Annotated in this window: 19 protein-coding genes and 4 tRNA genes; 5 read left to right on the forward strand and 18 right to left on the reverse strand. The window is 38.3% G+C overall.

All coding sequences use genetic code 11. The features are described from left to right. Positions 1-233: 233 nt before the first annotated feature. The 5 genes from AC1DCD_RS08090 to AC1DCD_RS08110 all read right to left on the reverse strand — a co-directional run bounded on the left by AC1DCD_RS08090 (position 234) and on the right by AC1DCD_RS08110 (position 3,905). Positions 234-307 (reverse strand) — tRNA-Arg (locus tag AC1DCD_RS08090). Between the two features lie 86 nt (positions 308-393). Further along, entirely contained in the window at positions 394-1,041 is a 648-nt protein-coding gene (locus tag AC1DCD_RS08095) for a trimeric intracellular cation channel family protein (protein WP_008448574.1), read from the reverse strand. Between the two features lie 23 nt (positions 1,042-1,064). Continuing rightward, the gene (locus AC1DCD_RS08100; RefSeq protein WP_308532851.1) at positions 1,065-2,021 is read right to left on the reverse strand and encodes a D-2-hydroxyacid dehydrogenase; all 957 of its coding nucleotides are present in this window, start codon (positions 2,019-2,021) and stop codon (positions 1,065-1,067) included. A 71-nt stretch (positions 2,022-2,092) separates the two neighbouring features. After that, complete coding sequence (gene hisC, locus AC1DCD_RS08105; protein ID WP_464639826.1) at positions 2,093-3,124, reverse strand: histidinol-phosphate transaminase; 1,032 nt, start codon at positions 3,122-3,124, stop codon at positions 2,093-2,095. Positions 3,125-3,146: 22 nt separating this feature from the next. Then, on the reverse strand, positions 3,147-3,905 hold the full coding sequence (locus AC1DCD_RS08110) for an RNA methyltransferase (RefSeq protein ID WP_008448566.1): 759 nt from the start codon (positions 3,903-3,905) through the stop codon (positions 3,147-3,149). Between the two features lie 44 nt (positions 3,906-3,949). Between AC1DCD_RS08110 and tamL the strand changes: the two genes are divergently transcribed. Continuing rightward, positions 3,950-6,220, forward strand: a complete 2,271-nt coding sequence (gene tamL / locus AC1DCD_RS08115) for a translocation and assembly module lipoprotein TamL (protein WP_464639828.1) — start codon at positions 3,950-3,952, stop codon at positions 6,218-6,220. A 59-nt stretch (positions 6,221-6,279) separates the two neighbouring features. On the opposite strand, the gene AC1DCD_RS08120 is transcribed toward tamL, so the two are convergent. Both AC1DCD_RS08120 and AC1DCD_RS08125 read right to left on the reverse strand, forming a co-directional pair. After that, a tRNA-Lys gene (locus AC1DCD_RS08120) sits at positions 6,280-6,352 on the reverse strand. A 35-nt stretch (positions 6,353-6,387) separates the two neighbouring features. Further along, positions 6,388-6,460: transfer RNA gene (locus AC1DCD_RS08125), tRNA-Lys, on the reverse strand. Between the two features lie 464 nt (positions 6,461-6,924). Between AC1DCD_RS08125 and AC1DCD_RS08130 the strand changes: the two genes are divergently transcribed. Both AC1DCD_RS08130 and AC1DCD_RS08135 read left to right on the forward strand, forming a co-directional pair. Next, complete coding sequence (locus tag AC1DCD_RS08130; RefSeq protein ID WP_008448546.1) at positions 6,925-7,836, forward strand: glycosyltransferase family protein; 912 nt, start codon at positions 6,925-6,927, stop codon at positions 7,834-7,836. A gap of 68 nt (positions 7,837-7,904) precedes the next feature. Next, positions 7,905-8,945: a DHH family phosphoesterase gene (locus AC1DCD_RS08135; RefSeq protein WP_008448556.1), complete on the forward strand. Its 1,041-nt coding sequence runs from the start codon at positions 7,905-7,907 to the stop codon at positions 8,943-8,945. A gap of 128 nt (positions 8,946-9,073) precedes the next feature. Here the strand turns inward: AC1DCD_RS08135 and AC1DCD_RS08140 are convergent, their stop codons facing one another. From AC1DCD_RS08140 to AC1DCD_RS08165, 6 genes are all read right to left on the reverse strand, one after another. After that, a complete protein-coding gene (locus AC1DCD_RS08140; RefSeq protein ID WP_008448554.1) occupies positions 9,074-9,412 on the reverse strand; it encodes a TM2 domain-containing protein in 339 nt (112 codons plus the stop codon). Between the two features lie 11 nt (positions 9,413-9,423). Continuing rightward, entirely contained in the window at positions 9,424-9,807 is a 384-nt protein-coding gene (locus tag AC1DCD_RS08145; protein WP_039864364.1) for a DUF2752 domain-containing protein, read from the reverse strand. A gap of 5 nt (positions 9,808-9,812) precedes the next feature. After that, positions 9,813-10,115 carry a CD225/dispanin family protein gene (locus AC1DCD_RS08150; protein ID WP_008448565.1) on the reverse strand — a complete coding sequence of 101 codons (303 nt, stop codon included), beginning with the start codon at positions 10,113-10,115 and terminating at the stop codon, positions 9,813-9,815. A 101-nt stretch (positions 10,116-10,216) separates the two neighbouring features. Continuing rightward, entirely contained in the window at positions 10,217-10,627 is a 411-nt protein-coding gene (gene tsaE / locus AC1DCD_RS08155) for a tRNA (adenosine(37)-N6)-threonylcarbamoyltransferase complex ATPase subunit type 1 TsaE (protein ID WP_019035362.1), read from the reverse strand. Positions 10,628-10,747: 120 nt separating this feature from the next. After that, positions 10,748-11,146 (reverse strand): hypothetical protein, encoded by a 399-nt coding sequence (locus tag AC1DCD_RS08160; protein WP_353585856.1) that lies wholly within the window; start codon positions 11,144-11,146, stop codon positions 10,748-10,750. A 1-nt stretch (position 11,147) separates the two neighbouring features. Beyond that, entirely contained in the window at positions 11,148-12,404 is a 1,257-nt protein-coding gene (locus AC1DCD_RS08165; protein ID WP_464639832.1) for a 3-phosphoshikimate 1-carboxyvinyltransferase, read from the reverse strand. A gap of 180 nt (positions 12,405-12,584) precedes the next feature. Here AC1DCD_RS08165 and AC1DCD_RS08170 point away from each other — a divergent pair. Together AC1DCD_RS08170 and AC1DCD_RS08175 are read left to right on the forward strand one after the other, a co-directional pair. Beyond that, positions 12,585-12,659: transfer RNA gene (locus AC1DCD_RS08170), tRNA-Pro, on the forward strand. Positions 12,660-12,767: 108 nt separating this feature from the next. Continuing rightward, positions 12,768-13,985: a tyrosine-type recombinase/integrase gene (locus AC1DCD_RS08175; RefSeq protein ID WP_019035364.1), complete on the forward strand. Its 1,218-nt coding sequence runs from the start codon at positions 12,768-12,770 to the stop codon at positions 13,983-13,985. Positions 13,986-14,090: 105 nt separating this feature from the next. On the opposite strand, the gene AC1DCD_RS08180 is transcribed toward AC1DCD_RS08175, so the two are convergent. The 5 genes from AC1DCD_RS08180 to AC1DCD_RS08200 all read right to left on the reverse strand — a co-directional run bounded on the left by AC1DCD_RS08180 (position 14,091) and on the right by AC1DCD_RS08200 (position 25,422). After that, positions 14,091-15,440: a hypothetical protein gene (locus AC1DCD_RS08180; RefSeq protein WP_464639835.1), complete on the reverse strand. Its 1,350-nt coding sequence runs from the start codon at positions 15,438-15,440 to the stop codon at positions 14,091-14,093. Between the two features lie 19 nt (positions 15,441-15,459). Beyond that, positions 15,460-16,515, reverse strand: coding sequence for a hypothetical protein (locus AC1DCD_RS08185; protein ID WP_464639837.1), 1,056 nt, complete (start codon positions 16,513-16,515; stop codon positions 15,460-15,462). A gap of 20 nt (positions 16,516-16,535) precedes the next feature. Continuing rightward, entirely contained in the window at positions 16,536-19,238 is a 2,703-nt protein-coding gene (locus tag AC1DCD_RS08190; RefSeq protein WP_464639839.1) for a hypothetical protein, read from the reverse strand. A gap of 74 nt (positions 19,239-19,312) precedes the next feature. Further along, entirely contained in the window at positions 19,313-21,448 is a 2,136-nt protein-coding gene (locus tag AC1DCD_RS08195; RefSeq protein ID WP_464639841.1) for a hypothetical protein, read from the reverse strand. Continuing rightward, on the reverse strand, positions 21,445-25,422 hold the full coding sequence (locus AC1DCD_RS08200) for a 2-oxoacid:ferredoxin oxidoreductase subunit delta (protein ID WP_464639843.1): 3,978 nt from the start codon (positions 25,420-25,422) through the stop codon (positions 21,445-21,447). The genes AC1DCD_RS08195 and AC1DCD_RS08200 overlap by 4 nt, the downstream gene beginning before the upstream one ends. Between the last annotated feature and the right edge of the window lie 53 nt (positions 25,423-25,475).

Raw genomic sequence — 25,475 nt, forward strand, 5'->3', positions numbered from 1 at the left:
ATGCAAAGATAACAAATACTTATGAAATTATGTGCCTGAGAGGAGAGGGCTTGCAACTGGGTTTTACGACTGACCCTGAAAAAAGATAACTTTGGCATCAGTATTCTATCACTTAATGTAGTTTAGAAAATCAGCGTATAAAACAAAAAAGGCTTTTAATAATTAAAAGCCTTGTATGATACTACTTAGGTGTTACATGTGTTTATATCGCTCCTAAGCGTTAAAAAAGAAAGTGATTCTGGCGGGATTCAAACCCACAACCTCTTGATCCGTAGTCAAGTGCTCTATTCAGTTGAGCTACAGAACCTACTTGAGAAATAAAAGAAAAACGCGTTGTTTCTTTATTTCGCTTGCAAAGGTATAGCTTTTTTACAAGACTGCCAAACTTTTTCCTTATTTTTTTTCATCCTCACTTGTTAGCGTGGGCAATGAAACCCCATAAAACACTGCTAAGAAACGGATTATACATACAGATAAGAATGCTATAATAGTAGTAATAGCCAAATTAACACCTATTTCATAAAGTAGCCAATATATACACCCTCCTGCAACACTTGCCATAGCATATATTTCTTTTCGAAAAATCACAGGTAAGTTATTAAGCAGAACATCACGAATAACACCACCTGCAACGCCTGTCATACACCCCATTGTGATTGCAACCCAAAAAGGGTATCCCATAGCTAACGTTTTTTGCATACCAGCCAAAGTAAAAAGTGCAAGCCCTAAGGTATCGAACACAAACCATGCGTTATTAAGACGATGGATCAGGCGATGAAAAAGAATAACAAACACAAGGGCAAGCCCTGTACATAGAAGATACTCTTCATTCTGCATCCAAAACGGTGTTACCCCTAACATCAAATCGCGTATAGTTCCACCACCTATGGCAACAGCTACCCCACAAACATACCCCCCAAACCAATCAAAATGTTTTGCAGCAGCATGACGTATTCCTGATATAGCGAACGCAAAAGTACCTAAAAACTCTAATAAATGTTGTAGAGTGGCTACCAAGTGCTGATCGTTGTATATTATCATGATTTTAAGAAGATATGTTACACTTACTTGTTAATTATATTTTGAGGTTTTCCTTCAAGATATTTTCTTATATTTTCTACAGCTATTTTCATAAGGCGGCTGCGAGCTTCTAAAGTAGCCCATGCTATATGTGGCGTTATATAAGCGTGTGGGGCTTTTATTAACCTGTTGTTAGCCTCTGGGGGCTCTTGTGTCATAACATCTGCACAGTAAGCTCTAAGATGCTGGCTTTCAAGCGCATTAGCTACAGCATCTTCGTCTATAAGTCCGCCTCTGCCAGTGTTTATAAGAATAGTACCTTGATGCATCATTGCAAGAGTTTCGGCATTTATCATCTTATAAGTAGAATCGTTTAATGGACAATGAAGCGTAACAACATCAGACGTAGCAAACAGTCCTTCTAATGTAGTTTTACGAATGTTATCAGGCAGCAGACTGCTTGGCTTGCTTGTAAACGCATTAACGTCCATACCAAACGCATGTGCTATTTCAGCCACTTTTTTACCAATATTTCCTAAACCAACAATACCTAAAGTCTTATTAGAAAGCTCCATAAGAGGAGTGTCCCAATAACAAAAGTCCTTTTTACTACTCCACTTTCCAAGCCTTGTTTCAGAAGAATAATAATCTGGCATCATTGCTATGTTAAGTAAATGAGCAAATACCATCTGTGCTACACTGTCTGTACTATAAGCAGGAATGTTACAAACGGTAATGCCTCGCTCCTTGCATGCTTCTATATCTATATTATTGTAGCCAGTAGCCATCTCTCCTATATATTTAAGATTTGGGAGTGAAGCTATAATCTCTCTATTAATGCTTACTTTATTAGTTAATATTATATCAGCATCTTTTGCTCTACATATAACTTCTTTTGGTGTAGAACGCTGATAAATGGTTAAGTTACCAAACTGTTTTATCTCTTCCCATGACAAATCACCAGGATTGACAGTAAAACAATCTAATGCTACTATATTGATGTTTTTATTATTCATTGTTTTTTATGTTTTTATTAGAAATAAATTTTTTAAAGTTTACCTATTTTTCAAAATCATTTAAATTGTCTTAAAGCTCCTATAAGCTCATTATTTTCGCTCTTAGTTCCTATAGTTATACGTAAAGAGTTAGTACATTGCTTTTCCATATATACAACTATACCTTTAGAAAGAAGAAAACTATAGACAGACTCTGCATTATCAACCTTTGCTAAAAAGAAATTCGCATCAGAAGGATATACTCTCTCGCAAAAAGGCAACTCTGCAAAAGATCTCATCACCCTATTACGCTCTAAAAGTAATATTTTTAACCAATCTTCAATATCAAAACGACGAGATAAGATTTCCAACGCCTTATTCTGCGTTAACATACTTATATTGTATGGCAACTTTATCTTATTAAACAAACTTATTATGTTCTCATTAGCGAACGCCATACCTAAACTTATACCTGCACAGCCCCATACGTTAGAAAACGTATTTAAAACTATCAAGTTTGGGTACTCTTCCAACCTATGTCTGAACACTGGGTATTTAGAAAAATCAGAGTAAGCCTCATCAATAACAACAATGCCCTTAAACACAGCCAAGAGCTGTTCTATCTCCTCTATTATCAGATTATTACCTGTGGGATTATTAGGAGAACATAACCAAATAATTTTTGTGTTTTTATCGCATACTTTCAATAACTTATTAGCAGATAATAGGTAATTATTTTCAAGCGGCACTGCTCTATATTCTACATTGTTTATAGCTGCACGCTCTTTATACATAATATATGTAGGAGCTATTGAAACAACATTATCTATATTTGGCTCACAAAAAAGACGATAACACAGATCTATGGCCTCATCTTCTCCGTTTGTAAGTAATATTTTTTCTACCGGGACTGCTTTTATCTTTGATATTTCAACTTTTAATCTTGCTTGTAAAGGGTCAGGATAACGATTATATGGCTTATTATAAGGACTTTCATTAGAATTGAGAAGAATATGTTTAGAATGTCCTAAAAGATGATTATATAGAGGCGTTATTTCGCTTCTAAGTTTCAATATATGCGTGCGAACGATTTCCTGCAATTGTTTCATTATTATAAACCTTTTAAAGTGTTTAATTTCTATTGCGTCTAAATTCTGCACATATAATAGCAGTAGCAACAGCAACGTTAAGCGATTCTGCTGAAGATTCCTTTAAAGAATAATTAGGAATATAAAGGCTCTTATTCACTTTTTGCCTTAACTCCTCTGATATACCTTTACCCTCGTTCCCCATTACTATGATTCCGTTTTGTGAAAGCTTTTGATTATAAATATTACAGCCTGTAAGCAGGGTAGTATAAATAGGGCAATCATTAGGCACTTTATCGATAAAAGCAGGCAAGTTAATATAATAAATATTTACCCGTGCTATACTTCCCATTGTAGCTTGCACCACCTTTGGGCTCCAACAATCGACAGTATCTATAGAACAATAAATGTTTTCTATACCAAACCAATCGGCTATACGAATAATTGTTCCCATATTACCGGGATCTTGAATACCATCTAAAGCCAAAGACAATTTTTGTGTAGAGAACAAGCCTAACACATCATTTAAAGAATAATGATTCTGCCTCAACTTAAAAACGCCTAACTTTGATTGAGGATGCTGTAAAAATGATATTTTTTTTATATCCTCAATATCTTCAAAAATATCTTCAGCTTCAAATCCTGCTTGTAACAAATCGTCTACTACCTTTGGACCTTCAGCTATAAAAAGACATGATTTTTCTCGTCCTTTCTTAGTTCCAAGCGAACTATAAATCTTTATTTTATTTTTTGAAACCACATGGCAAATATACAAAAAAATATCCGCTTGCTTAAAATACATCTTGTTTTTTTACTATCTTTGTGCAAATTATGTATAGATATATAATGTTGACAGTAAATAAATGCAGCAAATTTCATCTACTCTTTGCTGTCTTAATAACTTTTTTCTTAGAAGGTTGTTCTTCAGATAAGTTTGTACCAAACAATGATTATTTATTAGACAAGGTTAAGCTAAGGTCAGATGTTAAAACACTTGACACGAGCTTGTTAGAACAATATATCCTGCAAAAAGGTAATTCTAAATGGTTTTCTTTATTTAAAGTACCTTTAAAAACCTATTCTTTATCAGGTAAAGATACTACCAAATGGATTAATCGCACTTTAAAGAAGATAGGAGAAAAACCTGTTTTATACGATTCGCTTCAAGCAAAATTATCTATTAAGGACCTTATAAAAGCCATGCAAAACATGGGCTACATAAATGCTAAAGTAACTTTTAATAAGCATATAAGAGGTAAAAAGCTCACTGCCATTTACAACTTATCACCGGGAGAGCCTTATATGATAAATAACTTTTCTTACGATATTCAAGATTCTATAATAGCTAAAATATTATCATCTCACTTAAATAAAAGCTTTTATAAAAACAGTCGTATGCCTTTTACTGTATCTTCGCTTGATGCGGAACGTAAACGGCTAACACAAATATTAAACGACTCTGGGTTTTACCATTTTCATAAAGAATTTATTTACTACACTGCCGACTCTATAAGTAAAACAAAACTTATTAATATAACCCTTCATCTAATGCCATATTACGATAATAACTATAAAAAAACATCAATACACCCACGTTATATTATTAATAATATTAATATTATTCCAGCAGATTCTAATGGGATTAATTTGCGAAGAGGTGTACTTGCGGATAATATTCTGTTTGAAAAAGGTAAATATTTTTCTGCTTCTGATTTACAAAAGACATATAATAATTTTGCCCGTCTTGGCTCTATACGATATACAAATATAAATTTTAAAGAAAGTCCACATATTGATAGTTTAGTTATAGGCAAAAAGTTTTTATATAAAACATCTAACATTCGCTACTTAGACGCTGATATACAAATATTAAATAACAAGCCTAATACTATTTCTCTCCAACCTGAAGGTACAAATACTGCGGGCGACTTAGGAGCTGCTGCTACATTATCATACCAAAACAGAAACTTGTTTAAAGGTAGCGAAAAGCTTGAAATAGAATTGCGTGGTGCTTTTGAAGCTATTAAAGGATTAGAGGGCTATTCTGATAAAAACTATGAAGATTACAGCATTAAAGGAAGTATGCTTTTTCCTCGCCTATTAGCTCCTTTTACAAGTAAGAGCTTTCGACGAAAAAGTAGTGCAACTACAGAGTTTATTATAAGCTGGGATTTTCAGAACCGTCCAGAATTTCATCGTCGAGTCTTCTCATCAGGATTAAAATATAACTGGTCTACCATTACAAAACAACTATCTTACAACCTTGACGTCTTTAAGTTGAGCTATGTATATATGCCGTGGATTAGCAAAACTTTCAAACAAGACTATCTCTATAATATTTCTAATCGTAATGCTATCTTAAAATATAATTATAGAGATTTATTTATAATGAGCTCAGGAATAGATATAAATTATAAAACACTGATACATTCTTTAAAAGCGAGAATAGAAACGGCAGGCAACCTGTTAGACGCTGTAAGCGGTATATTCAATTTCCAACGTAACAATGATGGACAAAAGAAATTTATAAAAATAGCGTATGCACAATATGTAAAGTTCGACCTTGACTATACTTACCTTTATTTATTTGATAAAAACAATTCTTTAGCACTACATGCTGATCTTGGTATTGCTTATCCATATAGTAATAGTAAAATACTACCTTTTGAAAAACGTTATTTTGCAGGAGGTGCAAACTCTGTGCGTGGATGGAGCGTAAGAGAATTAGGACCAGGAAACTTTAAAAAATCAGATGGGCGTATTGACTTCATCAATCAGACAGGAGACATAAAATTAGACCTTAATGCCGAATATCGCACACACTTATTATGGAAATTAGATGGTGCTGCATTCATTGACGCGGGAAATATATGGACTATCAGAAATTATAAAGAACAAAATGGTGGGCAATTTGAAATTAATAAATTTTACAAACAAATAGCTGTTAGCTATGGGCTAGGCATACGTTTTAATTTCAATTTTTTTATTCTTCGCTTAGATGCAGGTATGAAAGCTATTAACCCTGCTTACAACACATTATCAGAACATTATGCTCTTTGGCACCCTATATTAAAAAGAGATCTAACCTTTCATTTTGCAGTAGGATTACCTTTTTAGAAAAACATTCAATATTTTTTATATAAAAAAAAGAGAAACTTACATAAGTTTCTCTTTTGTACACCCTTAGGGATTCGAACCCTAGACCCACTGATTAAGAGTCAGTTGCTCTACCAACTGAGCTAAGGGTGCAAAAACAAAAAGTATCTATACCTGAGCAAAAAATGTACACCCTTAGGGATTCGAACCCTAGACCCACTGATTAAGAGTCAGTTGCTCTACCAACTGAGCTAAGGGTGCTTTTTGCTTTTGCGAATGCAAAGGTACTACAATACTATTAAACCTCCAAAATTTTTCTTATTTTTTTATGATAACAGATTCAACTTCAAAATGCAACTACGCTTATAACCGTAAGGAAAATAATTTCACTTAAGAACTCTAAGTCCCAACTATATCCCTTTGGTATTAAATTTATCTTATATTAATATTCTTTAATTTGCTTACCATTAGAAACTACTTTTTATAAAGCTGTCAGATCCTCTTTGGTAAAAGTAATTAGTATAACGGTTGTCCTCAACGATGTGATAGCTTGAAAATATATGTTTTTCACAAGTGAAAGAGAACTTTGTTTATAGTTTATCTTTATTCTATTAACTTATATTTAGTTTTCATTATATAGAGAAACCATAAAAAAGATAACTAAAATAATCTATTACCCTTTCTTTTTCTTATCTTTGCATTACAATATATAAATTAGAAAATAAATGAAACCAACATTATTACTTTTAGCTGCAGGAATGGGCAGCCGTTACGGAGGGTTAAAACAGCTTGACGGTTTAGGTCCAAATGGTGAGACAATAATGGATTATTCTATTTATGATGCTATTCAAGCTGGTTTCGGCAAGATAGTTTTCGTAATCCGAAAAGATTTTGAAGACCAATTCCGTAAAAAAGTTTTATCTAAGTATGAAGATCATATTCCTACAGAAATAGTCTTCCAAAGTATAGATAATCTGCCTGAAGGATATTCTGTACCAGAAGGTAGAGAAAAGCCTTGGGGTACTAACCATGCTGTACTTATGGCTAAAAATGTTATTAAAGAGCCTTTTTGCGTTATCAACTGTGATGATTTTTATAACAGAGATAGCTTTAGAGTTATTGGAAACTTTTTAGCAAATCTTCCAAATAATTCTAAAAACAAATATGCTATGGTAGGGTTTCGCGTAGGCAATACTTTAAGTGAAAATGGAACTGTATCACGAGGCATTTGCACAACTAACACAGAAAAGCTCCTTGTTGACGTGGTAGAGCGTACAAAAATAGAACGTCGAGAAGGGAAAGTTCAATATATTGACGACGAAGGGAAATGGGTTGTTACAGATGACGATACTCCTGTTTCAATGAATGTATGGGGATTTACTCCTGATTATTTTGAATATAGTGAAAGCTATTTTAAAGATTTTTTAAATGACCCCAAAAATTTAGAAAACAAAAAATCTGAGTTTTTTATTCCTCTAATGGTTAACAAACTTATAAAAGATGGCACTGCAACAGTAAAAGTTCTTGATACTACAAGTTCTTGGTTTGGTGTAACCTACCCTGAAGACCGTGAAAATGTTGTAACAAAAATACAATCTTTAGTAAAAGCAGGCATCTATCCTAATAAGCTATTTTAATTATAATCATGAACTTTAAAACATATAAGAAAATCATGATAGCATTTTATTTATCTATTTAATATAAGATGTTTGAATTATTAAATAAACAAGAGATTTCTCTTTTAAAAGAAGTTCTCTCTAAAAAAAACAACATTGTTATCTGTGCTCATAAATCTCCCGATGGCGATGCCATAGGTTCTACTCTTGCATGGAAAAACTTTTTGGAACAGCATGGGAAGCAAAATGTAAAAGTTTGCTACCCTGATGCTGCGCCCGACTTTCTGCACTGGCTTCCTGGCTTTAACGATACTCTACGCTATGATAAGCAGGCTGTACTAATGAAAGAAGCTTTTAACAAATCAGATCTTGTTTTCTACCTCGATTTTGGACAGAGCTCACGCACAGACGAAATGCAGGCAATATTAGAATCTTGCCAAGCTCCTATCATACTCATAGATCATCATTTACATCCACAAGGTAATTATCTTATTAAAGCCTCGTTTACACACCTATCTAGTACATCTGAGATAATATTCAATCTTATCTGCCAATTAGGCGGTTATGAGGCTATGACTAAAGCATGTGCAGAATGTATATATTGTGGCATGATGACCGATACTGGAGGCTTTACGTATAACTCTAATCGTCCAGAAATATTCACTATAATAAGTATGCTTCTACAAAAGGGCATAGATAAAGATGAGATATATAATAAAGTATTTCATAATTATTCAGAGCAAGCTCTGCGTCTACGCTCTCATATCATTTTAAATAAAATGAATTATATAGAAAATTTGCATGCCAGCTATTTTACAGTAACAAAAGGTGATCTTCAAAGGTTTCGTTTTACAAAAGGCGATTTAGAGGGAGTCGTTAATATCCCTCAGCTAATAAAAGGACTTAAAATAAGCATTTCATTACGTGAAGATACAGAAAAATCAAACCTTGTGCTTGTAAGTCTTCGATCATCAAACGGATTTCATTGCCAACCTATGGCTACTAAATTTTTTAATGGTGGGGGACATGCTGATGCAGCTGGAGGCAAACTTCATTGCTCTATAGAAGAAGCTGAACAAATAACAATAAAAGCCCTCCTTTTCTATAAAGATGAATTGCAAAACCCATAAATATTTAAAAGTCTTTAGATGGGTGTATAAGCCGCAAATAACTATATCTTAGCTTGTGAACATAAAATATTCAACAGCTACAGCACAGCTTTAATACTCACGGCAATACTAAAGCTGTAATATTTATTTTAATAACTTATACCAGATACTAATATTTGATAATTTTTTTTACGAACAATATCCATAATTACAAAAAGATCATAAAGCCACCAAATACCAAAACCTCCACATGTGATAAATTTTAATATGCCTAACCCTATATCGCCGGTATAAAAACGATCTACTCCAAAAGTTCCAACAAAAATAGAAATTAATAAAGCTGTCATGGGATCTTTAAAAGAAGCAAAACGCATCTGGACAATTTGAGTATCCATATCTATAAGCATATTTTGAAGATAGGGCAAACTTTCTCTTGGCAGCTTATCACTATTAAATAAAATGAGTTGTTCTATAAGATTTTTATCCATTTCTATATATATTAAATATGTAAAATATTCCTAATTATAAACCATGCAAAAAAACTAATAACGTAAAACCATACAGCATGTCTATTCTCTATTATATAACCAAGTCGTTTCTTATATTTACCTTCTTTCATAACCCAACAGATTATAAACAGCGACATGTATGGCAAAGTATAAGCCAGATAGTAATTATAAGCAAAGGCTTTCATAATATTGCCATGTAATAACGCATGAAAAAAACGCTGTATACCACAAGCAGGACAATTAAAGCCAGTAAGCAATTTGACAGGACATTTGGGAGTAAACCAATAACTAACAGGATTTACAAGAAACAAATATCCTCCTATAACTGCAAATATAACACAAATAAAGACTAAACGCTTATACTTAAAAATCAAATTTGTTATCTATTTAATAAAAATATACTTGCATAAATAATTTGACAAATCAAACCTACAATTATACCTATTACACTCCATTTCTTTGCATCGTTGGCATATCTCTCTGCTGCTTCATATTGCCCCAAAGAAAAACAAGTATTAACCTTGTTTGAAAGAATGATTGCATAAATACCCAATGGTAAGCAGCAGCATGCTGTTGTAAAAATAGCTAAAGCTAAATTATTTTTGGGAGGAATACTATTTGCAGAGTTATCATTCAAAGATGTTCCCATAAACTCTTGCTTATTATCAAAACTATAATCCATTGAATTTTATTTTTAAAAGTAATTATTTGCAAAAATAATTACTTTTATAACAATCAGCAAACAAAATGAGATATTTTTTATAGAATCTTCCTAAACACTTTCTAAAGTTTAATTAACCTAGAACCATCGTCCTCTTCTTCTATAACAACTTTTATAACATTATCTGGTAAAAGATCTTCTATAAGCTCTGGCCACTCTAAGAAACAAAGATTACCACTATCAAAATAATCAGAATACCCCATATCATAAACCTCTTCAAGCTTCTTTATTCTATAAAAATCGAAATGATATATAGGTAATCCCTTCCCATCAGTATATTCATTAACTATCGCAAAAGTGGGCGATGTTATAACATCTTTTACCCCAAGCTCTTCACAAACAGCTTTAATAAAGGTAGTCTTTCCTGCCCCCATTCTACCATAAAAAGCAAAAACATTATTGCTGCCAATAGTATTAATAAATTTCTTTGCAGCTTCATTAATCTCTTCTAAACTATTAACTTTTATTTCCATTTTCTTTTCTATAATTTATTACATTTTCTTACTATAAATAGTGATATTCCATACAGATTAATTAACCCATAACCTTACTACTTTTACATTATACTAATTATATATATATTATTACTTTGATCATTCATCAATAAGTGCTATAAGCTCATCTTTTATTTGATCTGGCACATTAATACCTCGTATCATTAAGCTCCTACTCCACCCCTTAACCTCATAAGGCTTCATTGTATATAAGACATAAGCAAACTCATCTGCCTCATCAGAGGTATAACTATCAGAAGACCTCCCTATAAACCTATCCAGCTCTTCATCGTCATAATATTCAGCCTCATTTATAGCAGCCTTCATGACGCATACTTGTTCACAACTACCATCTGTAGCCATACACGTAGAGCAGTCTTGTGGAATATTACGTATAACTTTATGCTCACTACCATACTTATTAGCAATACGTGTAAATATACCAGCTATTAAGCCCAATACTATTAAAGACACTATACCTATTATTACTATATTCATCTTAACATCTTTCTTCTACTTTAAAACCCGCTTCTTTAAGATCTTTCCAAAACAACGGATATGACTTCGTAACAACATTAGGATCGCTTATGATTATTCTTCCTAACCTCAAGGCTAATGGTGCAAAAGCCATAGCAATACGATGATCTCCATAAGTATTTATTATAGGCTCAGATTCTATACCACAGCGTTTACCGTCCCATCGCAATTCATCATCGTTATTATTATATAAAACATATCCTAATTTTCGCATTTCACACTTCATAGCCTCTATACGATCAGTCTCTTTTATCTTTAAGCTCGCTAAACCTGTAAAATGAAAGGACATATTCAGCAATGGGCACAAGGCTATAAAAGTAGGAGCAATATCTGGCTGATTTATAAAATTATAGTCTAAATGCTTTAACATACAGGTATGTTTAGACAATTTTACTACAGGAAGTGAATCATTTTTCTTTCTTTCAAAAAAAGTCTTAACTCCTAATAACGAAAAAATATAACGTAATGCAGAATCGCCCTGCCGCGAACAATCCATCAGACCTGGCAATAATAGCTCTACATTGTTACTTTTATGCAAAGCAATCATCTCATACCAATAGCTTGATGCGCTCCAATCATTTTCCACATAATAATGTCGTGCCTTATACTGCTGAACTGGCACTGTTATAGTATCGACATCTGTCCACTCTGCCTTAACACCATATTCATGCATAACATGTAATGTTAAGTCTATATAAGGTCTGGATATGATATTATTTTTTAAATGCAACTCCAACCCTTCTTCAAAAACTGGAGCCACCATTAATAAAGCAGATATATATTGTGAACTTATATTCCCTGCCATTTCAATGTGTCCTCCTTTTAATTTTTTACCTATTATACGAAGTGGAGGAAATCCTTCTTCTTCTTCATAAGTAATATTAGCTCCAATACTTCTCAAAGCATCTACAAGAACTCCTATTGGTCTATGTTTCATTCTCTCATTTCCAGTTATAACATGTTCCCCTTCAGTAACACTTAATAAAGCCGTCATAAAGCGCATAGCTGTACCTGCAGCATCTACATTTATCTGATATGGCATATTTTTTAAAGCATCAATTATAACTTTCGTGTCATCACAATCAGAAAGATTGTCTGGAATTATTATGCTTTTTGATAATGCATTGATAATAAGAGAACGATTACTTACACTCTTAGATGCTGGCAAATAAATGCAAGCATTTATAGGATTTGCTGGAGAAGTGATAGTATATAGCATTATTATATCTTACTTTTTAAAAGTTTTTTACTTATCCTATAATATTATAAAATCATATTAAACGTCCTCTTTATAGAGGTATACAAAAGTAATATTTATATTTGAGCCTAAGTAAAAACGAAACAAAAAAATTTGCTAATCTCACCTTTTATCTTTAATTTTGTAACGTAAAATAATCAACGGGATGTAGTTCAGTAGGTTTAGAATGCTGGTCTGGGGGACCAGTGGTCGCAAGTTCGAGTCTTGTCATCCCGACAAAAACAAAGTTAAGCAATTGATTATTTGACACTTCCGCATGGTCGGGGGTGTTGAGGTCGGCGAAAAGTCGGTGAAGCTTGATTTTAGTTTAATACTAATTGTTCAATGGGGCATTTCAAACAAAGTTTAGAAATGCCTAAAAAAAGTTTTTCTTATCAGAGCGGAGCAACAGCTACCAATGAGATAATTGGATGGAAAACTCCGAAGTTTCATCAGGCTTCGGAGTGTTATGTTTCTCTTTCTGCCTTTGACCCTGCAAGGGGTAAGTTTCATATTAAGAAGTTTATGCTTGGTCATATTAAAGGTAAGCGTAACCAACGGGTATATGGAGAGGCACTTATCAAAAGGCTCACGGAGAAGCTGATGCAGGGATGGAATCCTTGGGTGGAGATAGAACAGCCTTTAGCATATTCTTCTTTCGATGATGTATGTAGGAAATATGAGGAATATTTATGGAAACTATTGAAAGAGCATAATATGAGAGAAGAGTCAGTGGTATCTTATATGAGTAGACTGAGGGTATTGAAGGAGTGGAAGGAAAAAGAGAAAGTAAACCTATTTTATTCTTATCAGTTTGACCATCGAATGGTGGGTCAGTTTTTGGATTATGTTTTTATAGATAGGAATAATACACTTCGTACGAGGAATAATTATTTATCTTGGTTAAAGACGTTTTGTAAGTATTTGGTGGAGCGTGGTTATGTTCCGAATGACCCTACTAAGAGTTATTCCGTGGTAAAGCGTAGGGGACAGGTAAAGAATCGTGATGTAATTCCTGATGAAGTGTTAACCATAATGCACTCTTGGTTATGGGAGCATAATAGGCATTATTTGTTGGCTTGTTATATGTTACATTATCTTTTTATTCGTCCTCGTGAGATGAGTTATATAAAGGTGGAGGACTTTAGTGTTAAACGGAAGACTTTGTTTTTACATGGTAACATTACAAAAAATCATCACGATGCAGTGCTTACAGTTCCTGATCATGTGTTACGACTGATGAATGATTTGAGAGTGTTTAATAATCCAGGAAGTTATTATTTATTTGGTGATGATTTTATGCCTGGTGCGGAGCGTAGAAACGAGAAGTGTTTTAGAGATTATTGGACTCGAGTGCTGCGTAAGGAGTTAAATCTTAGCGACCGTTATAAGTTCTATTCACTCAAAGATACTGGTATAACGAATATGCTTCGTGCGAACACGGATATTTTGACGGTGCGTGATCAGGCACGTCATTCTTCGATATTAATAACTGACATTTATACGCCAAAGGATATTAAGGAGGCTAATAAGCTGTTGTTAAATTATAAAGGAGTGCTGTAACCTTTTAATATAAAAAATAAAATGGCATATATTACCGTCCTACTGTCCATCTTTCCTACAAATTATTAAACAGAGGAATGCAGTGAGAGGGATATGGAGGGCATTTTAGTTTTGCCACCCCCAATACCAATAATGATTTTCAGCATCATAGACAAACTGATGAATATAAGCTCCTTCTAAGCGCCTATCCGTATCTCCTCTACTATAACTTAATCTATCCCCGTCAGCAGTATGAATTGTTACTGTACGAGATCTGCTTGGTACAATATAGAAAGATTGCCCATCTTCACAATCAGAAGGTAGATACCAATCTGCAGAATCTGCTCTATTTACTAAGAATGTGTCCATCTTGTCGATATAATATGTTTCACTTTCAACACGTTTAACTTTTAGCCTGAATCCTTTTATAGTGCCAGCAGATATATATATGGCAATATTGTTATTTTCAAATCCCCATCCTGACCCCTTCGAAGATAAGTATAAGGCTATGTTACTGGTGCTATCATAAAAAGGGTCGTTAGGCTTTTGAATGTTATATTCAAACCGTGCGACTCCTTTCAACAAACGTATTGCAGGTATAGCTTCTCCTAAAGCAACATACTGTCCTTTCTTAGAGTCACTCAGCCATATACTAGGAATATACCATCCTGAAAATATACTTGGTTCACCGTATAATTTATAATTCTTTATCTCAAGTCCCCCAATACGACCTTCATCCGCTTTTACCGTTCCCTCTACATTAACATTCTTAAACGTAGCATTCTCTGCATCAATAACTTGTGCCTTAACACCCTCTGCAACAATCTTCTTGGCATCAATAAAATTGGCATTAAGCTTACCATTCTCAAATAGAGATGCTTCTTTATCGTTATTGGTAACTTTCACCTTGTTACCCATTAAATTAACGCTATCAGATGTTATCTCTATCCCAGCTTTCTTTAATCCGTCTGTAACAAACAACCTAATTTTATCCGATAACATCTTAAACATAGAGTAAGCCTTACTTAGCAACGAACCATCCTCTTTCACTGCTGTATCTGATGCTATCGCTTCGACAGCCTTTTCTTGCGCTTCAAACTTAGCTTTGTACACGTGGTTAGCGTTCACATTGAAAGCTACACTGCCTACCCTTGTCTTGCCCTTGTAAATAGCCGTAATATCTACTCTACCGCTATATGCGCCCTTGGTAACGCTTGTAATAGTCAGCACACCATTAGCAAATGTAGCTGTACAATTCACAGGCGTAACATCGTACTTCTCGGCTGTTACCTCTGTCTGTCCGTCATACAAGCCCACCTTAGCCGTGTTAGCTGATAACACCTTTGTAAGAATTGCTCCGCCCTCATCGGTATCAAAGATTAGCTGACTAGGAATGACAGCTAAGGTAAGGGCGGGCGCACCGTCCTTACCGTGAATATTCTTTCTAACCGAGAATGTCTTTTGTGCTAATACCATACGCTAATCCTCCCCTCGGTTAGTTTAGTTCCACCGTGAAAGCCTGCGTACCGCTCAACAAGTCAGCGTATGCAATTGTTAGCTCATAGCGTGCTTCCTTTGCGTTGAGTGTACACTCTTTTTTACCTTGTGTTCCCCACGTGGTATCCATAGCGTTGTTGGTTGCAAATCGCCACACAAACATCTTATGCGCCTGAAGAAAATCAGCGTTCGTAACATAGGTAGCACCCTGACGGATTTTAAACCAATGTGCCAATGTGCCGCCTGTGTCCACGCTGTCGCCATTTGGCTGAAATACATCTATCTCGTAAGGGTCGCTACCGTCGTAGAGCGTGCCAATAGCAAACACTTCCTTTTGTGCTGTGGCACTACCCTCATCGGCATCTTTGATGACACACTTAAAGATACCCACATTCGTAACTGCCGAAGCAGGTACGGTGATTTCGTTAGTCGTAAAATTGGTGATGCCTTCTGCCGTGCTTGCATTCAGTTCCACCCACGAGCCATCTCTCAACATCATCCACTTGTAGGTAACATCTGTATTATCAATATCGCCACCACGCATAAGATCGCAGTGCAGCTTCAATGATGCTGTCGAATTGTCGAACGTGTCGCCTTGTGGCATATACATACTTGCAAGAATGTTCATACCCGCATTCTCCACCTTGGTAATATCAATAGAGGCGGTAATAGGTGCTGTTATCTTACTTGTTGGATCGGTATAAGTCGCTTCACAAGTGATTTTCAAACCTGTACAATCGATAAGGTTGGTAGCCAACTTCTTAGCCGAACTACTCTCAATATCCACTAGATTTGTAGCCGATGCCGTGCCGTCCTGCTTTACTACGCTCCACTTAAACCCGCTAACATTAGCGATTTGATCACCCGTAAGTCCACTTACCAGCAACATCGGTGTAATGGTAAGGTTCTGCTTTGTATAGTCGGGCGCAAAACTCTTTGTGTCACGCGAATAAATCTGTGTTAAAGCCTTATCCACTTTTAGCGTAAAGGTGAGTGTCTTACCATTGATAATCTTTTTGACCGTAAAGGTCTTTTGTGCTAATACATTTGTCATTGTTTCTATTTTTTTTTAAATTAAAAAGTTCTACTTGCTAATACATCATTGCCGTCGGCACTCAAAAACGCACAGATAAACGAGGTATCTCCCTTTAAGTCATCATAAGTTACCAATAGCGTATTACCTATATTCTCGTGCGCCCCATTCCAAGCCGTATCACCAGCCGAATACTCGCTTACCCTCGTCCAACGAAAGCGAGTAGTGGGCAGCGTGTCTGTCGTCTCAATATCATTCTCCCATACGTGCAGCTCAAAGGTAGCCCTCCAATCCGTCTGTCCCTCCGTAAAAGCAGCACTACCAGCCGAGGAGAAACCCTCCACCCTTAGCCCACTGCCACCCTTAGCAGCATAGATACCCCATGCCGCAGATTGATCGTTAGGTTCATCAGTTGTATCCATGAGACATATCCTTGTACTTCCGTTATAGGTATAAGTCTCATATCGGTGTGCTTTCGTTCCAGGCTTCCAATCGCCCATATATAGCACATTAGGCACTTCCGCACCACTCTCGCTAATCCATTTCAAGCTATTAGAGCGTAATAACACTTGCCCCGCACTTAGATAAAATACGGCATTATCGGCAATGGAGTAATTGAAACTATAGATAGCCCTATATCCCGCATTGACGGGAGAACCACCGCTAATGGTCTGCATAATCACATTCATACGATTGGCAGTAGTAGCCGTATCTATGCCGTGTGCAAGATCCCATGCTGCATTATGTCCGAACTGCACCACGCTATCGCCAGCTTGTGGCGCATCTGTGCGCTTGTCGTCATAGTAAGGTGTTTCGTTAGAAAGAATAATATAAGCTTCTTCGCTGTCGGTCTTATCCTTAACATCGGCTACCACACGCCAATAAGTGCGATTAGCAGCATCTTTCGTCAATCCTTGACGAAGATTAGAAGTTTTGCAGAAAGCCTGATCACCGGCAGCCCAAGTGTTGAATATCTGTGTAGTGCCGTCATCTGTTTTGAGGTGGCACTTCCACGCTACCACCTTACCTTCAGTAAGTATTGGGATAGCATCTATCAATACGCTAGCAGCATTGCTCTGCATCTGATCGCCACTAATACCAATCATACGCCTAACTTCCAACTCGTGAAAAGCAGCTCTCACCATTGCTTCAAAGAAATCTACTTGTATATGGCTTTTGCCCATGTGGTCTAACCACAACCTCCAACCAGCCCCACCTACACCTTCAGAGAAAGCATTATTCCCAAGACTGCCATGAACGGTAAGATTTCCTCCAATGGTAAGGTCGTGGCTAGTAGAGTCGTTGCGGTCTTTTCTCAGGATAGCATCCCAATCGGTGCTTTTCGGAGCAAGATTATTAGCTATCGTAGCCTTATCCGCCATTCCCGCCGCTATTTTCTCCGTTCCTAAAAGAAGATATTTTCCAAACCTATTCAGCGCATCAAGCACAGAGATATTGGTATGCGTATGACCAAAAGCTCCATCTCCCTTATATGCCGCAGTTATAGTTTCTTTGAGAAATGCAATAATAGCATCCGCGGTTGTTACCCCCCATGACTCAGCATAAGGGTTCTGCACGGGGAAGAGTGCCCCACCACTCAGTTGTAGCTTTTGGAACTCAACTAAGCGTGGGGCGATGGTAAAAGACCCTACATCGGGTACTTTAATATTAAGTTCAGAGAGTGTCTCAGAGAGCGGAGTGCGTGGTAGGTTGAGATAAGGTCTGGCATCAGCATACTTATAAGTGAAGCTATAGCTAGACGGCAGTTTCTTCACTTCATAATTGACATTGCTCTCCGTTACTACAATGCGCCGTATATACGCATTAACATAGATATACTTGCCCAGCGACGGAAAGAAATCAAGTAACCACTGCCGTTCCTGCTTAGATAGTAATCCTGTATTTTTCTTAAATTCCCTCGCAGTATCAACACGATATTCCAGCGCATCGTTCTCTATCTCAGCAATATTATGCGTATGCTTTGCCGTATTTTCAGCATCGCCATAAGCACGGAACGTATCAACCCCCCCGAGCGAGTTTTCAAACAAGATCCACTGTTCCTGTTCGCTCTTGATGTCAGAAGCATAGTACCGCTGCTTATAGGTGAGCCTGACACCCATGGTACTTTCTATCCAAACATCATAAAACGATGGCATCTTTTTAATTTTCTCCGCAATGATAGCATACTGTACGGGAATTGTCCATACACTGTCTTTAGGAAGATTAGCCAATAGCAAGTCGGTAGTACCGTACTGACCATTGTTGTCAACAAAGGCTTGACACTTAGCCACCACATCTTCGGTGGCATAATAAGTTAAAAATTCTGGTGTATAATAAGTAACGGGCTTTATGGATGGTTGCCATGTAAGAAAGTTCTCTTTCAGGAAATTGGTAGGCGAGTCAGCCAAATGGTCGACCCCTGCCCTCATAACTCTAAATGTATAAACGAGTTTATTCTCCTCGTCATCCTTTTCCGCTATTTCTACTTTAAACGAACGTGCTATGAGTTCCTGCTTATATGGTTCTTTTTCCTCTTTAAGTATGAAAGTTAATAGCGGAGCAACAATTTTTTCGACATCAATATCCACCATATTCTTCTTATTGGGCGTATAAGCGTGCTGCACGACTATAGAGTCGCCCTGCTCAAGCCTTAATACAAAGGAAATTTCTTTATTCGCCGCAATAACGAAGTGATTGATGTTGCCAGTGAATGACAAGCTATCAGGTCTTAATATAATATCCATAAACGAAGATATGTGAAAGTATTAAGTACAAAAATAATTATAAGCACATAGAAAAGAAAGGACATACTCCCTTATTATTGCAACGATACTCTGTCGCAATTAGGCACAAGCTCCAACCATACTGTGGTGCGTGTAAACTCCCATTCCGAGTGATTCCAAAAAGAGCTATCCCAAAGCATTTTCGAGGTGAAGGAGGTTTGTAACCCATATTTTTTCCCCACAAACTCCTTAGACGGTAATGGGGGATAAATTGTAACGAAGGTGCGATCCTTATCTTTCCCCGAAGTCTCGTAAGCTTCTCTTGATACATGCTCCTGCGTTACTTTAGGCACCCACTTGTATTCAGCCACCATATTAACAAGAATATCCTGTATTTTTGGAGCTTCGACAATGGGTTCCATTAATGATATGGTCTTAAACTCCGACTCAATGGGTTCATTCTTCCCACCGAGTGTAAACTTTAGCTTATTAAAAAAGAACGGTGTACCTCTGATAACTACCTTAGCTACAGCGGGTAAGTTTTGCTTCTGCGATAGCGACAGTAACAATTTCACCTTCATGTCGTGTAACGAATTGCGAAGCATAAGATCGTAAGGACGATAAAACTTCTCGTAGATGCCATCAGAACCATTATAATAGAGTGCGTAATCGAATAATTTAACATGATTACTATCATTAACCACCCGATAGGGCGAAATGGTAGCTCTTGTTTGGTCAAGATCATAATAAGTGAAAGCCAGCATTGTATTTTGCTTCACTGGCTTTTCGGATGTCTCCTTCTTATCGCTACCTGTAACTACCATTTTCGAGTTAACCGCAATGTAATTACCCACATACAAGAATTTTCCCAATTCGGTAGTACGCTTCTCCCCCTTTGTCTTAACCGTTAACATTCTAAACTCAGGAATGAGTTCTGGTACCTTTATTTCCTTTGACGCTAAATGTTCACCTGTATTATAGTCTTGTGCCGCTTCCCCTATTTTGGTGATGACCTCATACGCACCCGAGAAGCCCACCTTATAGAAAGTGCCCTCTACGGGATTAAACAATGCGCCAGGGTTAGCATAATACATACTCTTTAGATCATCGTAAGAATCAGTAGACTCGGCATCGAGCTTATTAGCAGCTCGCAGAATAATTCTTTGATAATCCTTTTCCGACTTATAGATAACTGTAGGTTCTTCCGTAATACAGTCCGTAAGATCCTCTGAATGCACGTCCTGGAGTATCTCCCTTAAAAATACTACCTTTACCTCACGGCTTCCCTCATCGGCAGAGAACTCACAGCAGAACTTCTTGCGAAAGACCTCTAAAAAATCGGTACAAGTTACATCAGGTACAAGGTCGGCTACTTTTATTTTACCATTGACCAAAACATCGATAACATTATTAAGTACTGCCATTTTATCAAAAGGCTCGGTAATAGAAAAGAAATTATCTTGCAACGTGTATCCAAAATACTTGAAGATACGTTGTAGCAGATAATTAGCACGGATAAAGGGCGATATGTAGTAACCAGGCTTTAACCTAATGGGGATATTGTCGACATATTCCGTACGCTCTACAGCATTATAGAAGTCGCAAAACTCTCCACCCACATCAGGAATAAAAGCAGAAACAGGGGCTCCCTTTTCCTTTTTTTTAAAAAAACCATTGGTTAGCACACGTGGCGGCTCGTACTGTAAAGGTGCTTCCCATCCAAAAGCATTAATAATTTTGTAATTATAAGCGTTAGCATCTCCAGAGTCGTCGGTAACGAGGATGGGGAAAATGGTAAACTTATCGTTAGTGTTATCGCGGAGCTTACGACAGAACTCTATGCCCTGCTCCACGGTATTAACACCAGGTATAAACTCACCTTTGAATACCTCCTTGAGCTTAATGTTTTGTATCTTCGAGTAAAAAGAACCATCGTTGATGTAAAAAGACGTAGCAATATCGCCTTTATATTGTGCCGATAGTACCATTTGTCGACATTGTGCAAAGTATTCCCCATCTTGGATAGTTACATCAATGAGTTGTGCTTTTCGCCTTTGTGCCAACATATCGGGAAAATTGAGCAATCGTCTGTTGTGATCAGAGGCAGGAAGCTCCAGCGGAGTTGATTGCTCGCCATAGTCATTGAAGAACGGATTGGTACGTTCAATTTGTATTTGGGTATCGGGCTTGAGGTTGTAGTCTTCACCCTTTTCGAGATTTGTTACTCTCATGATTTACTTCCGTATTTACGCGCTTTATCGCGCAGTTGTTGTTTCTGTTCAAGCTCGTTTAGTGCCACGCTAGCAGCAATGCCGTTGGTGGAGATACTATCGAGGACATCGGTAAGGCGTTTGATGAGCGAGTTCTGAAGGGGATCCTGGGCAATGCCACGCACATCACTGGTGGTGGGGATAATGTGTCCCCCTGAGGCACGCCCCGAGGCTTGCTGTATGAGGAACTTATTCATATCGAGGGTGCGTATCTTACCTGCACGCTGGGCACGGTCGATAATGTCGATGATAGGGGCTACGGTAGGATTCTCAACAGCTGCATTCGATGCCACCCACTCCTTGCTATGGCCATAGCCTCCCTCTCCGACGATGACCGTAGGTTTGTTGATAAACCCTCGACGGTTAGGGTCGTAGGCTGCGTGGAAGAGCTTGCCATCCTGCTCTCGCTCAATGTCTATGCTACCGCCCGACTCCAAACCAGTGGCGACACGTGCGCCCGAAGCGGAGGCTGAACCGCTCGCTCCGCTTAGGGTCATTCGCTTAACCTTCTGACGCTCGGCGTAGGCTAAGGCGAGCTGTGCTGTACCAGTGATACTCATCAGAATTGCTGCTGGGATACCTGCCGGATATCCAAGCTCAGCGAAAGTTTTAGCAACAGCTGATGCAGTAGAGGCAATAATCTGTGCAGCTTGAATTGCAAAGTTCACATCGGCATACTTCTTCTGTATATTCAGCTTCTCCTCGGCTTTCTTCTTCTCGATGTCAGTAGTGTCCTTACCTGCGTTTCGTGCAGCCTCTATCTCGGCATCGTACTTGGCGTCGACATTCGCAATCTCGGCATCTTGAAGAGCCTTGACCGCACCACTGGCAAGATTAGCGTAGTAGTCGAAAGCCTCCTTTGCCTTCTGTATCTTGAGATTCTTTACGGCTTCCTCGTATTCCTGCTGTGAGATTTCCTTGTTCTGCAAATGGAGCTGGAGCATCTCAAGCTCGGCGTTATAGAGTTCCTGCTGGGTAGCAAGTCCGTACTGCTGGCGTATCTGTAGGCGATGTTCTTCAGACTGCTGATCAAGATTGGTTAGTGCCTGTTGGTGTTGCTGCTCGGTGAGTACCCCTTTGGCGAAATCCTCGTCTATCTTCTTGCGACGTGCCGCAAGCTGGTCTTCGAAGGTGTCAAGTCCGTACTCCTGACGAGCTTGGGCCTTTTGCTGTTCTATCTTTTTAGCATATTCATCCACGATTTGCGCTTTGGCTGCTTCATAGGCAATGGTAGCCTGCTTCTGCTTCTCGCCGTCATCTTTGGCAAACTGGAGAGAGGCTTGGTGGTGGCTGTTAAGGATAAGCAGCTTGTCATCGCATTCCTGTTGCAATGTTCTCGGTGCAGATGACTTACGCATATCCTCCATCTTGGCAAGAGCGTCATAATATAACTTCTCCCCTTCGATATACGCATTGTTGGCAGCCAGTTGCTGGTCAGCTACGGCCTTGGACTGAGTTTCCACAATAGCCTTTTTCTTGGCAGCATCTTTCATAGCCAAGTTTTGTGAACGTGTCTGGTAAGACTGTTCTATGGCTAACAGGTTGTTTTGGTGCTGGATGTCCAGTGCCGACACATAGGCACTGTACTGCTCCTTGGTCAAACGCTTTTCCGCTAAAGCCTTCTTCAACGCATTCAAGTCCTCATTGTATGCCTGTTTGGCTTCTTCCAAGTCTTGGCTACGGTCATGGGAGAACTGCTTGGTAGCAATATCGTCGGGAGAGTCTTTCTTAGATGTATGCTTGCTGGTATTTGTAGTCTTACCTCCACCCGAAGTGGAATGATTGAGATTCTTTGGGCTAAATTTCTGATGGATGCCACCATTGTCATCGATAATCTTTTGCAGCTTGTCATTCTGCTTGGAGTACATACGGACAAGTTCCTTGTCTTTTGCCACCAGGGCAGTCTTCTTTTCTATGAAGTCTTGGTTAGCCTTGATTTGTTCGGCATCGGCTCCTGGATCCCAGCGGTAGTCTACCTTCTTATCATCCAGTAGATGGGGATTATCCTTTCGGTGGACATCATTGTAGCGCACCATTCCATCGTCCTGGATATTCATCTCGTCGAAGTTCATCCCATACTTCTTCTTGGTATTGGTCTTGACGTTCTTTATTTTTGTATTGGAATCGCTTATTCTGTCCTCTGCATCCAATATCTTAGCCTCGTTCGCCTTCATCTTCTCATAAGCTGCTTCTGCACGGGCTGCTCTTCGCAGATTCTTGATATAGGTATCGATGGCCGTGGTGTTCTCGTTGAACAGCTTGCCTTCCTTGGTAATCGAGGCATGGTATCCCGGGACGATAGATTGCATATCGAGGATAGCCTTCTTTCGCTGATTGTACGACTTGGACGTGTCGTGAATGGTGCTTTGGAGATTCTTTATCTTTGTAATCTCCGAGGCAGTGCTTTCGTTGACGGTTTTGTCTATCTCCTTAGTCTGCTTCTTTATATCGGAAGCAACCTTGGAAAGTTCCAAATTGAAGTTGACTGTGGCCTTTTTGGCTTCTGCTGTCTTGTTCATATAGGAGTAGAGTGCTACGCCGGCTGCCACAAGTGCGGTAACAAGCAGAAGTATGACATTGGACTTACAGGTTGTATTGAACAGACGCATCATAGCTGTGGCACGGACGGTATTGCCCGACATGGTATTGATGGCTGCAGCCACGAGTAGATAAATTCCTTTAAGCGTGGTGGTGGCTGAAGTCCATCCTGCCATGACTACCTTAGCCAAGTTGGTCTGTGCTATCCATGTCCGGAAGGCTGTGTTTAACACGGTCATACTGATGGTAAGTGCTGTGAGGGCCAAACTGAGGGCTATGGTAGCCTTACGATGTGTGGCAAGCCATATGATACAGTCCATGATGCCCATCTTCATGGAGCCAAAGACTTTAGAGGCCTCTTCCTTCAAGGGAAGGAGAGCCTCTCCAAGCTCGAGTTGCTTGTTCTGAAGAGTAGTTGTTTTCTGTGCAGCACGATCGGCGGCAGAGATATAAGTCTCACCTGCTGCTGATAACTGGTTTTCAACAATAGAGGCTACACCCTTCATAAAGTCGCCTGTTTCCTTGGTTTTTTCACTGATCTCGGCGGCAGACAGACCAAGGTTGTCAAGAATCATGGGGGACTTACGACCAAGACCAGTAACAATAGAATCTACCATATAATCGAGCGACTGACCAGTCTGCTGTGCTTTAAGCTGTGCGAAAGACAGGTATTTACCAAGATCTTCGAGGGGGATACCGAAATCCTTAGCCTTGACAGCAGCTTTCATCAGTTCGATGTCAGATACCGTTCCTTTCGTAGCCTTACGCAGATTGCCAAGCAGAGCTGGCTGGTCAAGCTGACGGAAAGCATGGATAACACCATCTGCAGACTCGGCCATGTTGATACCCTCAGCTGCAAAGTCTCTTACTTTTGCAGCTGCTTTACCAATAAGCTCGCCAAAGCGGATGAAGAGTTCTCCTCGGAAGAAAGACATGGTTTGGGGATTTGTATATTTCTCTACCAGGCATTTGGAGGCGTCAGAGAGGTCGCGCATTCTGCTTTTTACATCCGTCAATCTGTCGCTCAGTTTACTCCATTCAGCAGGGTTGATACTTTTTGATGTATTGTCAAGCTCACGCTGAAGTGCCTTAGCCTGTTTTCGGAGCTGCGACATGGTGAGCGAGTTGATGTCAAGAGCCTTTGTTTCATCGGCTATTTGCTTCTTGAACATGCGTATCTGTGCTGCATTCTTTCCATATTCAGCACGTCGCTGTCGCCATGATGCAGTGTCTTTTTTTCCTGCCACTTCGAGCGACTCCATTTGTCGCTGAAGCGATTTGTTGCGTTCTGCAAGGCGGTCTATCTCCTTGGAGAACGTATGGATATTTTGTTGCGCCTTCTCGGCTTTTGCGTTGACGGTAAGCGTTACCTCGTCTTCGGATAGATGTTTGGACATAAAAAAAATGCTGTCTATGGTTATCTTATATGGACAAAGATAGCAATAGACAG

It is taken from the genome of Prevotella sp. C0209C1 (assembly GCF_056583855.1).